Genomic DNA, 12493 nt, shown 5'->3' with positions numbered 1-12493 from the left:
AGGGTAGACTCGAGAAATAGCATAAGAATTTCTCGGCTCTAGGCTCCGACATCTCACTTCTATTAAAAAGATGGACTACCACGTTCTGCTGTATTACTGCTACACGCCGATTGACAATCCGGAGCAGTTCCGCGACGAGCATCATCGGCTGTGCCTACATCTGAATCTGCGGGGGCGCATCATTGTGGCCCCTGAGGGCCTGAACGGTACCGTATCGGGCACCGTGGCTGATTGTGCGGAGTACATGCGCATAGTGAAGGCCGATCCGCGTTTTGCGACGCTGGAATTTAAAGTAGAACCCGCTGCCGCGCACACTTTTCAGAAGCTGCACGTGCGCGTGAAGCCGGAAATCGTGCATGTGGGGCTGCCCCACATCAAGCCCTATGAGCGGACCGGCGTGCATCTTTCGCCGCAGGAGTTTCGGGACCTGAAAGACCAGGAAGATGTGGTGGTGCTGGACGTGCGCTCCGACTACGAGCATGAACTGGGCCGTTTCAAAAACGCTGTCACCCTCGACATCGAGAATTTCCGCGAGTTTCCGGAGAAGGTGGCCGAGCTGGAGCAGTACAAAGGCAAGAAAATCCTGACATACTGCACTGGTGGCATCAAGTGCGAGAAAGCCAGCGCCTTTTTGCTGGAGCAGGGCTTCGAGGACGTCTACCAGCTGCACGGCGGCATTATCAAGTACGGACTGGAGGCTGGCGGCGAAGATTTCGACGGTAAGTGCTATGTGTTTGATGGCCGGGTGGCTGTGGATGTGAACAGCGTCAACCCCACCGTTATCAGCCACTGCCACCATTGCGGCACGCTTTCCGACCGGATGGTGAACTGCGCTAATCCGCACTGCAACGCCCACGTGCCGCTCTGCGAAACCTGCGGCCAGCAATTGGAAGGCGCCTGCTCTGCTACCTGCCTGGAGCACCCCGACAAGCGCCCTTATGATGGTACGGGTACCTATCCCAAAATCAGCAACCATTACAGTCCTGAGCAAGGCCTGATTTCCTACCGCGCCCCAGTGAGGTAGGCGCTTATCATTTCCCGGTCAGGACCTTGTCCTGCTGGAATGGCTGTCGTTTGCACGACTCATTCCGGCGCGACAAGGTCCTTTTCGTTCTGCAGTAGCCTTGGTTTGGCAGCTGCCCAATATTCCGTTTTTCAGTACCATTGCACCTTCCTTTCCCTTAATCCCTCCCACTATGCCCATCGCCGACTCCGAATTTATCCTCAACAAGGATGGCAGCATCTATCACCTGAATCTGCAGCCCGACCACATTTCCGATACTATCATTACCGTCGGCGACCCGGAGCGGGTGCCACTCGTCAGCCAGCACTTCGACTCCATTGAGACGGTGATGCAGAAGCGCGAGTTTGTGACCCATGTGGGCTATTATAAAGGCAAGCGCCTCACGGTCATCAGCACCGGTATGGGCACCGACAACATAGATATTCTGCTCAATGAGCTGGATGCATTGGTCAACATCGACTTCGTAACGCGGGAGCCGCGGCCCTTGGAAGAGCGGATTGCGCTGCGGATTGTGCGCGTAGGAACCAGCGGTGCGCTGCAGGCCGATATTCCGGTGGGCTCGCACCTCGTAACCGAGCATGCCGTGGGCCTCGACTCGCTGATGCAGTTTTATCCGCTGGTAGAAACCGGCTTGGAAGTGGAAGTAGCGAGTGGTGTGCAGCAGGCACTAGGCCTGAGCTACCGTCCATACTGCGTGCGCGGCAACGATTTGCTGCGCGAGCAACTGGGCGCTGGGATGGTAGTCGGCAACACGCTCACGTGCCCTGGCTTTTACGGTCCGCAGGGGCGCGTGCTGCGCCTCGACCTGCGTATTCCCGATCTGATTCAGCAGTTCCAAAACTTCCGCTACCAAAGCGCAGAAGGCGAGTTCCGGCTGACCAATTTCGAGATGGAAACGGCTGGCTACTATGCGCTGGGCCGTATGTTGGGCCACGAAGTAGTGTCGTTGAATGCCATTGTGGCCAACCGCGCTACCGGCGAATTCGCCACCAACTCAGAAGACGTTGTCAACGACCTGATTCAGAATACCCTGGACCGTATCTAGGTCAGAAAGAGCTTGTAGCCACAGTAAAAAAGAAAGGCTTGCCACATGGCAAGCCTTTCTTTTGTAGACAAAAATGAATCCGGCACATAGCATCCGGAAACACGGGCCCTACTGTGGCTTCAAGCGTGTCAAGCACCGACTAGTAAAAGTCGAATGCCAGCACAGCATGTAGCGGCAGCGTGATGCCGGACTTTAGCGTGAGGTATTCCTCATGAGTAGCCCAGATGGTAGTGTACACGCGCTTCACGGCGCCATCATCAGTCTGAAAATAAATATCCAGCTTACCATGGTAGTTGTTGCCGAGGCTGGTGGCGCGTTCCGCATCATGGCGGCGCTGTTTGATATCGGCTGGGTCAGTCAGCACGTCATCGTGGGGGAAGCGCAGAGTTGGAATGAGGTCTTTATCGATTACCTCGGCAGCGAGAGTCGGGAGTGGCAGAGACATAAAAGTGGAAGCTAAAAGGTCAGAGAACGGCAGGAGGCCGGAATATGGCCGCCAGCCAATGAGGAATTCATGAGGCAGATACCACAAAACCCGAGATGGTGCGAGGCGAAAACCGTGCCTTACCGTTCTGCTGTGTTTTACGCTAGCTCCGCCAAAAAGGCCATCGTATCTACGCCATCGGCATAATCGGAAACGGTGGGACACTGTGCCCGCCCAAAAGGAAAGCTGCCCGCCCACTGCCCGCCGCCCGACACAATGCACTGAGTCTGAGTAGCTACATCCGTCAACTGATCCACCAGATCTACTTCGCTGGAATATGTGCTGTAGTGCAGCACCGAAATCGGCGAAACGAGCTGTGCGCTTTCCGTCAGTAGCAGAAATCCGGTGTCGAGATGTGGCACGCGGTTTACGAGCAGAATACTCTTGTTGTAGTCGTAGTTGTTCTGGTACTTGTGGTGGTCAGGGATGTGGTGCCAGGGCTGCAAGGAGTCGAGCAAAGGCGTAAAATCGTAGTTCTTGGGCACATATAGCTTGCTCACGTTGCGGCAGCCCAAGCCATAGTAACGGAAGATGTCTTCACCCAGCAAACCCAGATCATGCGCCTCTTCGCGGCCTGTAAGTACGGCTACGCTGGTGCGGTTACGTCGGATAATGTTGGGTTTCTTACCGAAGTAATACTCGAAGTAGCGGGCAGTATTGTCAGAGCCGGTGGCAATGAAGGCGTCGGCAGCGTTGAGGCGGTCTACTACCTGAATCCGTTCGGCAAAGCGTGGCTCCAGGCGCGTCAACTCCTCTAGAATCCATTGCATCAGTACCGTATCGTCTTTGCTGAGCTTGGCCAGCAACGTATGGCCGCTCAGCAGCACGCACAGCGCATCATGGAAACCCACCAGCGGAATATTACCGGCCATCACAACGCCTATCTGCCGGGGCGTAGCAGGTTCGGCAGGGTAGCGTGCCGCCCAATGGAGTAGTTTTCCTTCAGCCAGAAGCTCTGCTACCCCACGAATAGCAGATTCAACATTCGGCCCATCAAACCAGGCATTCTGGTTGCGGGCACGGGACGTGAGAGAGGCCAGTTCATCTTTGGAAAGGTGGCTCAGCAGCTGACCCAGGGCAACAAAGGCGGTGAGTCGTTCGGTATGGGTCATGAGCGGGAGTAGAGTGTCAGAAAGAAGGCGGTAGCGAAGCTGAGGTGCCGGAGCAGTTGCCGGTAAACAGACGCAAGAACGTCAAACGAGCCGTTTCACCTGCCGGCTTCGTACTATCTGCGGGCACTAGTAGTAAAAAACTCGCAAGGCTACGAGTTAGTTTCTACTTTTGCCTACCAGTTAGGCTGCCATGTAGCCTTTTTCTGCGTTATAACGTTCCGACTACTCACTAAACTGATTCCACGGCTATGGCCATCATGATAACCGACGAGTGCATCAACTGTGGTGCCTGCGAACCGGAATGCCCCAATACGGCCATCTACGAAGGCGGCGCTGCCTGGCGCTGGTCTGATGGCACCACGCTGAAGGAAGTAACTGTTGATGGAGGTCAGACTGTGTCAGGGGTAGCACCCCAAACACCCGTCTCCGACGAGTACTACTACATCGTGTCCGATAAGTGCACGGAATGCGTCGGTTTCCACGAAGAGCCCCAGTGCGCTGCTGTGTGCCCCGTTGATTGCTGCGTAGACGACCCTGACTACCGCGAATCGCAGGAGAAGCTGACGGCCAAAAAAGAATGGTTGCACGCCTAATCACGGCTTTTATAGTCAGATGATTTGCGTTGAACAAACAAGAGGCTTGCCAACTGGCAAGCCTCTTGTTTGTTGTGGCGGCGTTTGTTTGACTAATCCGGTGCCGCCCGTGGCACATGCTCACAACCAAGTGAGCATCTACGCTTAGGTGCCGCAGTTGAAATACTTATCGTAAGCGGATTCCGGAATCAGGTTCAGGCGGCTGAGCATTTTGATGGGCCAGCGCAGCTGCTGAATCAGCGCATAATTGTTGGGATAATCCCGGAAGGTTTTGGGTGGGGTTGCCACAATCTGCTCAAATTCTTCCCGCGTCAGGCCCAGCCGTTTGATGCAAAGAGAAATAACCTTTTCGTCTTCGATCTTATTGACGTGACTAACTCGTTCGAGCGCCGTTTCGCGGCTCATTTGGCCCGAGCGCACCAAGGCTGAGTAATTGAACAGCCGTCGGTCGATGTTGAACTTGGTGCGGTTGAGGTAGTAGATGACGCTTTGGTAGAGGTCGTCGAAGTAGTGCGCGCCGGGGTTCACCCAGTCCAGTTCCCGCTCCAGCAGTTCATCCACGTCAGCCCGCACGTAATCCACGTGGTAGAGTAGAGTCACGGTTTTGATGCGGCGCACGAAAGCATAGTAGAACATTTCCTTAATGCCCAGATTGAATCCCGGGTCATCGGGTTTCCAGGGGCGTAGCGGCACCGTGCCGAACTGCTTCTGCACTGCTTTCAGGTACTTGCCATCCAGGTAGTTCCAACTCAGCGGCGCAATCCCCTCCGTACGGAACGACTGCCCAATGACAATGCGCTGAATGCCTTCCTTGGCGGCTACGCCGTACAGAGCAGTGGCAATGCCCACATCGGTGCCTTCTTCCATATCGGGAGTCGAGGCTTTAAGGAAGGCAATTTTGAGGTCCTTGGATTCGCGCCAGTCCGATGTGATGGTGCGCATTTCTACGCCCAGCTTGCGGCATGCCTTAATCATGTTCTCGCCAGCTACCGGATTACCGAACCCGTCGTTGAAATGCACCGCCAAGGGCCGCAACCCCAGTTTTACCACGCAGTACCAGATGGTATAGGAGGAGTCGCGGCCACCACTTACCCCCAATACGCAGTCGTACTTTTTGCCTTTGCCAAGCTGCTTAATATCATCTGCTATTTCCTGCACCTTCCGGCGGCCGGCTTCTCCTAAAGGAAAAGCGTGGTCCATGTGGTCGTGTACAGCGCAGAAATTGCATTCACCACGCGTATCGAACTGAATACCGGGTACGGTGGTATCCATGATGCAGCGGGTGCACTGTTGGTAAAGTTGAGTCATGCGGTAGCGGAACGGAATATGCCTGCAAATTGGCATAGCCGAGTTAAAGAGGGATTAAAAGAAAGTGGATTGGCAAAAAATTAACCGGGCAGCACATCAAAGCGGAATCCTTTGCGCAGCAGCATTTCCCCGATCTGCGTGCCTTTCTCCGCCCGGATTGGCCGCGGTAGTTCTGCCACAACCAGGTCACCGGCAAACTCATTGAAAGTGCCCTGGGCCCGGACACCCAGCGCATCGACAGCTAATGAGCAGCCCACACTTTTTTTGCCCTCATACGGGCCACCCACAATGTAGCCCACAGATGTAGTGCCTACAATGGCTACGTTATAGAGCTGAGCCAGAATGGAATAGGGCTTTACCCATTTCTCGCGGTATGGGTCGTCTTCTTCCGTAATGGAGTAGTCCACAGTCCAAGAAGAAGGCGACAGAATGAATTCGGCACCCATGCGGGCCAGCGTGTGCCCAATGCTGAGGCCATCTAGGAAGTTGTCGGCGCAGATATTGACCCCGATTTTGCCGAGCGGAGTGTCCACTACGTTCAGGGTCTGGCCTACTGCATAGAAAGGTTGTTCTACAGTCAGAAGGTTGATTTTGTGGTATTTGGTAAGAATTTCACCTTTGGGGTTGATGAGAATGGCGGCGTTGTAGTTGCGGCCGTCGGGGCCACGTTCCGTCAGGCCCGCGCACACATATACTTGGTGGCGCAGGGCTTCCTGGCAGAGCCGGTCGGAGTAGAGGCCCGGGATAGGCTGAGCCTCAGTAAGGGCACTAGGGTGTGTCCAGGCAAAATCCAGTGTTTCGGGCAGCAGCACAACGTCGCAGGTCTGGCGGGCGGCCTCGGCAATCATCTGGGCGGCGCGCTCCATGTTACGCTCTGGCTCCCCGCCCTCTACCAGCAACTGGCCCATGCCTACCCGAATAGAACCGGCGAAAGAAGGAGCTGTGCTCGTAGCTTGAGGTGGGGCAGCAACTGGTAACGTGGGGGCTGCTTTGGAGGCTGACGGTTTACGAAAAGAGAAAAGAGCCATACGCACGCATCAACTACAAGAAAGGAAACAGGGGAAAACTAAAACGGCAATACCTAGGAAAAGGCAGAGGAAGGCACCCTTGCGAAGCGCCAAAATACGGTTTCTGCAAGATATGAACCCGATAAATATCAGAAAGAAGGGCGTGTGTAAAGCTAGCCGGCCGGCAATACCTGAACGCGAAGTCCACACCTTTCGCCTAAAACGGCCCATTTCCGCCCCCCGCCCGAAATGCCTACTTTTGCGGGTATTCTGCACTGATCTTATTCCCTCTTGACGATGTCCATCGCCAAAACCTATACGCCCGCCGACGTTGAAGCCAAGTGGTACCAGCGCTGGCAGGAGCAGGGCTTCTTCAAAGCCCGGGCCAACCCCCGCAAACAGCCCTACACCGTGGTGATTCCGCCGCCCAACGTAACGGGCGTGCTGCACATGGGCCACATGCTCAACAATACCATTCAGGATGTGCTGGTGCGCCGCGCGCGCATGCAGGGCAAGGAAGCCTGCTGGGTGCCCGGCACCGACCACGCTTCCATTGCCACCGAGGCCAAGGTGGTGGCCTTGCTGAAGGAACAGGGCATCGAGAAGAAGGACCTGACCCGGGAACAGTTTCTGGAGCACGCCTTTGCCTGGAAGGAAAAGTATGGCGGCATCATCCTGGAGCAACTCAAGCAGCTGGGCGCCTCCTGCGACTGGGACCGGACGCGCTTCACGATGGAGCCCGAGCTGACCGAGGCCGTGCTGCGCGTGTTCGTGGATTTGCACCAGAAGGGCCTCGTGTATCGTGGCGTCCGGATGGTGAACTGGGACCCGCAAAGCCAAACGGCCATCAGCGACGAGGAAGTGATTCCCAAGGACGTCATGGCCAAGATGTACCATTTGCGGTATGAAGTAGTGGGGCAGGAGGGGCAGTTCCTGACCGTGGCTACTTCCCGGCCCGAAACCATCATGGCCGATGTGGCGGTGGCGGTGAACCCCAACGACCCGCGCTATACCCATTTGCACGGCGCGAAGGTGCGGATTCCGCTGCTGGGCCGCGAAATTCCGGTGATTCTGGACGAGTACGTGAGCATCGACTTCGGGACGGGTGCGCTGAAGGTGACGCCGGCCCACGATTTGAACGACTACGAGCTGGGTGTCAAGCACAACCTGCCCGTTATCGACATCCTCAACAACGACGGCTCGCTCAACGAAAAAGCGGTGCTCTACGTGGGCCAGGACCGGTTTGCGGCCCGCCGCAACATCGTGAAGGATTTGGAGGAAGCCGGCCACCTGGTGAAGGTGGAGGAGTATGCCAGCATCGTGCAGACTTCGGAGCGTACCAAAGCTGTCATTGAGCCCCGCCTAAGCTTGCAGTGGTTCCTGAAAATGGAGCACCTGGCCAAGCCGGCGCTGGAAGTGGTGGAAAACGACACTGTAAAGCTGCACCCGGCCAAGTTCAAGAACACCTACCGGGTGTGGATGGAGAACGTGCGCGACTGGTGCATTTCGCGGCAGCTGTGGTGGGGCCAGCAGATTCCGGCCTACTACCTGCCCGATGGCACCTACGTGGTGGCCCTCACCGCCGAAGAGGCACTGATCCAGGCCCGGGAGCAAAGCGGCAACGCCGACCTGCAACTTTCGGACCTGCGCCAGGACGAGGACGTGCTGGACACCTGGTTTTCGTCGTGGCTGTGGCCGATTTCGGTGTTCGACGGCTTCAAGGACCCCGACAATGCCGACGTCAACTATTTCTACCCCACCAATGACCTGGTGACGGGGCCGGACATCCTGTTCTTCTGGGTGGCCCGCATGATTATGGCTGGGCTGGAATTCCGCAAGGAAGTGCCCTTCCGCAACGTGTACCTCACCGGCATCGTGCGCGACGCCCAGGGCCGCAAGATGAGTAAGCAGCTCGGCAACTCGCCCGATCCGCTGGACCTCATCAAGCAGTTCGGGGCCGATGGCGTGCGCACCGGCATGCTGTTCTCGGCCCCGGCCGGCAATGACTTACTCTACGATGAAAAGCTGGTGGAGCAGGGCCGCAACTTCTCCAACAAGCTCTGGAACGCCTTCCGTCTCACCCAAGGCTGGGAGGTAGATGCCGCGTTGCCTTTCCCCAACGAGAAGGCCGTGGAGTGGTTCGGGGCTAAGCTCAACGCCACCATTGCCGAGCTGGACGAGCACTTCGAGAAGTTCCGGATGAGCGACGCGCTGATGACGGTGTATAAGCTGGTGTGGGACGATTTCTGCTCGGAGTATCTGGAGATGATCAAGCCCGCCTACCAGGCCCCCATCGACCCCGAAACGCTACGCCTGACTACCGGTTTCCTGGAAACCCTGCTCAAACTGCTGCACCCGTTCATGCCCTTCATCACCGAGGAAATCTGGCATGAGCTGAAGGAGCGCGGCCCCAAGGAGTACGTGTGCGTGGCCGCCTGGCCCAAGGCCCAACCTGTGGCGGGCGCCGCCGAGGTGCTGGCCCGCATGGAAAAGGCCCTGGCCATCGTGGCCGGTGTGCGTACCATCCGCAACCAGAAGGGCCTGGGCCCCAACAAGCCCCTGACCCTGTCCGCCAAAACCGACGACGCCCAGTTGCTCACCGACTATGACCCCATCATCCGCAAGCTGGCCGCTCTCACCGACGTATCGGTGGTAACGGAAGCGCCGGCGGCTTCGGTGGGCTTCGTGGCGGGCGGCGCGGAGTTTTTCGTGCCGTTGGAAGGTCAGATTGACCTCGGGGCCGAGAAGGAGCGCCTCTCGAAGGAACTGGAATACGCCCAGGGCTTCCGCGACTCGGTGCTGAAGAAGCTGGCCAACGACAAGTTCGTGGCCAATGCCAAGCCCGACCTGGTGGAGCGTGAGCGGCAGAAGCTGGCCGACACCGAAGCCAAAATCACGGCCCTAGAGCAAAGCCTAGCGGCGCTGTAGCACTACCGCAATAGAGTGGTTTGAAAAAGGCTGGCTCCCAAGGAGCCGGCCTTTTCTTTTCTCAGCCCAAAGCATGGGGAAAGGCGTGGAGCCTGGTAGTTGGCGGAGCGCTTGCAGGGAAAAATCAAGAGTATTCCGGTTGCAAGGCCCGATTCGAAACTAATTTCTACACCATGTGCCACTCTACTGCCGAAAGCGTGTCTGTGGCTTCGGCTGGCCGGCGAAACCAGCGGATGATTTGTGGGTTTTCAGGGGCAGAAACTGCTGGTTAGTCGGTTTGATTTTCGGGCCTTTGGCACCTGAGGTAAGTTCGCGTCAACAATAGAGCAGCCATAACGCCGCGCCGGTTTGCCGGGCGGCATCTTTCAATAGAAGTTCATGAAAAAGATTTTCCTCGTTCTGGTTCTCACCACGGCTGGCCGACTGGGCTGGGCACAGATGCCACAGGGCGAACGGCCTGCCGGAGCTATGCGCCCCGCTGGTGCGCCCGGACAGGCCCCGCAGGGTGCAGCCATAGCACCGCAAGCAGGCACCGGCCGTATCACCGGCACCGTGACGGACGCGGCTTCCAAGCAGCCAGTATCCTATGCTACGGTAGTATTGCTGAACCCTGCTACTGGCAAAGCGGTGGACGGGACTTCGGCCGATGATAACGGCAAATTCTCGATTCCGCGTGTGGCCGCTGGCACCTATACCGTGCAGATCAGTTTCATCGGCTACAAGAGCGTTGAAAAAACCGGCGTTGTAATTACGGACGCCGGTAACACGGTGGCGCTGGGCGGCATCGTGCTGGAATCGTCGGCGCAGAAGCTGGGCGAAGTAGTAGTGGAAGGCCAGCGCAGCCTGATAGAAGAGAAGGTAGACCGCACCGTATACAACGCCGAGAAGGACGAAACCACCCGTGGCGGCGACGCTACTGACGTGCTCAAACGGGTGCCCATGCTCAGCGTCGACCTTGATGGCAACGTGAGCCTGCGCGGCAGCTCCAACATCCGGGTGCTCATCAACAACCGCCCCAGCACCATCTCCGCCAACAGCATTGCCGATGCCCTGAAGCAGATTCCCGCCGACCAGATTAAGTCGGTGGAAGTCATTACCTCGCCTTCGGCCAAATACGATGCGGAAGGCTCCGGTGGTATCATCAACATCGTGACCAAGCAGAATAACCTGCAGGGGTTCACGCTGGACCTGCGTAGCAGCATCGGGTTGCGCAGCTCTGATCTGGGCCTGAACGCCACGTACCGCGTGGGCAAAATGGGCTTCTCGCTAGGTGGCGGCGGCCGGGGCCAGTACAATACGCCGGGCAGCTTCCGCAACGAGCAGCAAACCTATTCTATCCAGGACAACGACCTGAGCACTCGTGAGCTGCTGAGCCGCACCGTGCAGGAAGCCGACACGCGCAACCAGAACCTGTTTGGGCGCTACTCGCTGGGCTGGGACTACGATATCAACAAGTATAATTTCCTGTCGGCATCGGTACAGTTGGGTTTGCGCAATGGCACGAACTACCAGGACAACCAGAGCACCAGTATTGCCTACTTCGATGGCCGCAACCCCACCAGCAGCCTGCGCGACATCAGTGTGCTTGATAACTCGAACACGCTGGACGCAACCCTGAACTACACCCGTACCTTCGAAACGCCGCAGCGCGAGTTCAGCCTGCTGGCCCAGTACAGCCGCAACACCCGCACCAACAACTTCACCAATCTGATTCTGGCCGGTGAAAATACAGGTGACAACCTGCGCAACGACAACGACAGCTACAATCAGGAAGTAACGGTGCAAGCCGACTACCAGACGCCGCTGAGCAAAACGCAGCTACTGGAGTTTGGCGCCAAGGACATTATGCGCCGTGTGAACAGCGACTACACCACGCTGCTCAATGGCCAGCCACAGTCCGGCACCAACCTCTCGAACGTGTTCGACTACAACCAGAACGTGGCGGCGGCCTATGCCTCGTACACGCTTAGCTTTCTGAAAAGCTACACGCTGAAAGCCGGTGCCCGCTACGAGTACACGACCATTGATGCCAACTTCCGCACCGAAAACGCGCCTTCTATTCCATCCTACGGGGTGCTGGTACCCAGCGTGAATCTGTCAAGGAAGCTAGCCAACGGCAACGTACTGAAAGTGGCCTACAACCGCCGCATTCAGCGTCCGTCGCTACAGTTTCTGAACCCTAACCGACAGGTGCCTAACCAGGTCAGCACCACGGAAGGCAACCCGCTGCTGCAGCCGGAATACACCAACAACTACGAGCTGGGCTATAACACATTCATCAAGCAGACCTCGCTGAATTTCTCGGTGTTTGCACGGAATACAGATGGCTCCATTCAGCCCATCCGCACACAGGACGGAGCCATTGTCCGGACTACCTACGACAACATCGGCACCGAAAACGCCTACGGCGGCAGCCTGAACGCCAACGTAAACATCAACAACAAGCTGACGTTGGGCGGCGGCGCCGACGTGTACTACGCCAGCCTTGACAACAACATTTCCAGCCCGCTGTATGCAGCCAGCAACCAGGGTTGGGTGGCCAGCGGCCGGATGATGGGGGGCTATAATTTTACTAAAGGCTGGGGCATGCAGGCGTTTGCGTTTTACCGCGGCCGGCAGGTGCAGCTGCAGGGCTACCAGGGTGGATTCGGGGTGTATAGCGTAGGAGTGAAGAAGGATTTTGCCGAGAAAAAAGGCTCCATCGGTTTCGGGGCCGACAACTTCTTTACGCCCACCAACAAAATCCGCAGCTCCATCAGCACGCCCTTTCTGGAGCAGAATAGCGTGAACGTACTGCGTCGGACGGGCTTCCGCATGAACATCAGCTACCGCATCGGGAAGATGAGCATGGCTCCTGCGCGGCGTAAACGCTCCGTAAACAACGATGACTTGAAGGACGGAGGCAATACCGACGGAGGCAACGGCGCTGGCGCAACGCCTGCCCAGGGACCCAGCGGTGGCCGGCCATAACGGCTGGTACTCCTTATGCAAA

At 57.1% G+C, this 12493-nt stretch carries 9 protein-coding genes; 5 read left to right on the top strand and 4 right to left on the bottom strand.

The genetic code is table 11. The features are described 5' to 3' along the window. Positions 1-70 precede the first annotated feature (70 nt). Together trhO and H4317_RS12200 are read left to right on the top strand one after the other, a co-directional pair. A complete protein-coding gene (trhO, locus tag H4317_RS12205) occupies positions 71-1024 on the top strand; it encodes an oxygen-dependent tRNA uridine(34) hydroxylase TrhO (RefSeq protein ID WP_185886875.1) in 954 nt (317 codons plus the stop codon). A 172-nt stretch (positions 1025-1196) separates the two neighbouring features. After that, positions 1197-2069, top strand: a complete 873-nt coding sequence (locus tag H4317_RS12200; RefSeq protein WP_185886874.1) for a nucleoside phosphorylase — start codon at positions 1197-1199, stop codon at positions 2067-2069. A 139-nt stretch (positions 2070-2208) separates the two neighbouring features. On the opposite strand, the gene H4317_RS12195 is transcribed toward H4317_RS12200, so the two are convergent. Next, positions 2209-2514, bottom strand: a complete 306-nt coding sequence (locus tag H4317_RS12195; protein WP_185886873.1) for a hypothetical protein — start codon at positions 2512-2514, stop codon at positions 2209-2211. A gap of 137 nt (positions 2515-2651) precedes the next feature. After that, positions 2652-3665, bottom strand: coding sequence for an acyl-CoA reductase (locus H4317_RS12190; protein WP_185886872.1), 1014 nt, complete (start codon positions 3663-3665; stop codon positions 2652-2654). 248 nt (positions 3666-3913) lie between these two features. Here H4317_RS12190 and H4317_RS12185 point away from each other — a divergent pair, with 248 nt between their 5' ends. Then, positions 3914-4258, top strand: coding sequence for a 4Fe-4S binding protein (locus H4317_RS12185; protein ID WP_185886871.1), 345 nt, complete (start codon positions 3914-3916; stop codon positions 4256-4258). Between the two features lie 144 nt (positions 4259-4402). Here the strand turns inward: H4317_RS12185 and H4317_RS12180 are convergent, their stop codons facing one another. Together H4317_RS12180 and H4317_RS12175 are read right to left on the bottom strand one after the other, a co-directional pair. Next, positions 4403-5566 carry an N-acetyl sugar amidotransferase gene (locus tag H4317_RS12180; protein ID WP_185886870.1) on the bottom strand — a complete coding sequence of 388 codons (1164 nt, stop codon included), beginning with the start codon at positions 5564-5566 and terminating at the stop codon, positions 4403-4405. A gap of 80 nt (positions 5567-5646) precedes the next feature. After that, on the bottom strand, positions 5647-6594 hold the full coding sequence (locus H4317_RS12175; RefSeq protein WP_185886869.1) for a carbon-nitrogen hydrolase family protein: 948 nt from the start codon (positions 6592-6594) through the stop codon (positions 5647-5649). A gap of 276 nt (positions 6595-6870) precedes the next feature. On the opposite strand from H4317_RS12175, the gene H4317_RS12170 reads away from it, so the two are divergent. Together H4317_RS12170 and H4317_RS12165 are read left to right on the top strand one after the other, a co-directional pair. Then, positions 6871-9501: a valine--tRNA ligase gene (locus H4317_RS12170; RefSeq protein WP_185886868.1), complete on the top strand. Its 2631-nt coding sequence runs from the start codon at positions 6871-6873 to the stop codon at positions 9499-9501. Positions 9502-9879: 378 nt separating this feature from the next. Beyond that, the gene (locus H4317_RS12165; protein WP_185886867.1) at positions 9880-12471 is read left to right on the top strand and encodes a TonB-dependent receptor; all 2592 of its coding nucleotides are present in this window, start codon (positions 9880-9882) and stop codon (positions 12469-12471) included. Positions 12472-12493: the final 22 nt, after the last annotated feature.

This window comes from Hymenobacter sediminicola, from assembly GCF_014250515.1.
Lineage (GTDB): Bacteria > Bacteroidota > Bacteroidia > Cytophagales > Hymenobacteraceae > Hymenobacter > Hymenobacter sediminicola.
This window is presented reverse-complemented; position numbering and strand designations above follow the sequence as displayed.

Bases quoted from the DNA above. Each gene is read 5' to 3' on its own strand.
- trhO (WP_185886875.1), top strand. From the start codon at position 71: ATGGACTACCACGTTCTGCTGTATTACTGCTACACGCCGATTGACAAT.
- H4317_RS12170 (WP_185886868.1), top strand. From the start codon at position 6,871: ATGTCCATCGCCAAAACCTATACGCCCGCCGACGTTGAAGCCAAGTGG.
- H4317_RS12175 (WP_185886869.1), bottom strand. From the start codon at position 6,594: ATGGCTCTTTTCTCTTTTCGTAAACCGTCAGCCTCCAAAGCAGCCCCC.
- H4317_RS12195 (WP_185886873.1), bottom strand. From the start codon at position 2,514: ATGTCTCTGCCACTCCCGACTCTCGCTGCCGAGGTAATCGATAAAGAC.
- H4317_RS12200 (WP_185886874.1), top strand. From the start codon at position 1,197: ATGCCCATCGCCGACTCCGAATTTATCCTCAACAAGGATGGCAGCATC.
- H4317_RS12185 (WP_185886871.1), top strand. From the start codon at position 3,914: ATGGCCATCATGATAACCGACGAGTGCATCAACTGTGGTGCCTGCGAA.
- H4317_RS12180 (WP_185886870.1), bottom strand. From the start codon at position 5,566: ATGACTCAACTTTACCAACAGTGCACCCGCTGCATCATGGATACCACC.
- H4317_RS12190 (WP_185886872.1), bottom strand. From the start codon at position 3,665: ATGACCCATACCGAACGACTCACCGCCTTTGTTGCCCTGGGTCAGCTG.
- H4317_RS12165 (WP_185886867.1), top strand. From the start codon at position 9,880: ATGAAAAAGATTTTCCTCGTTCTGGTTCTCACCACGGCTGGCCGACTG.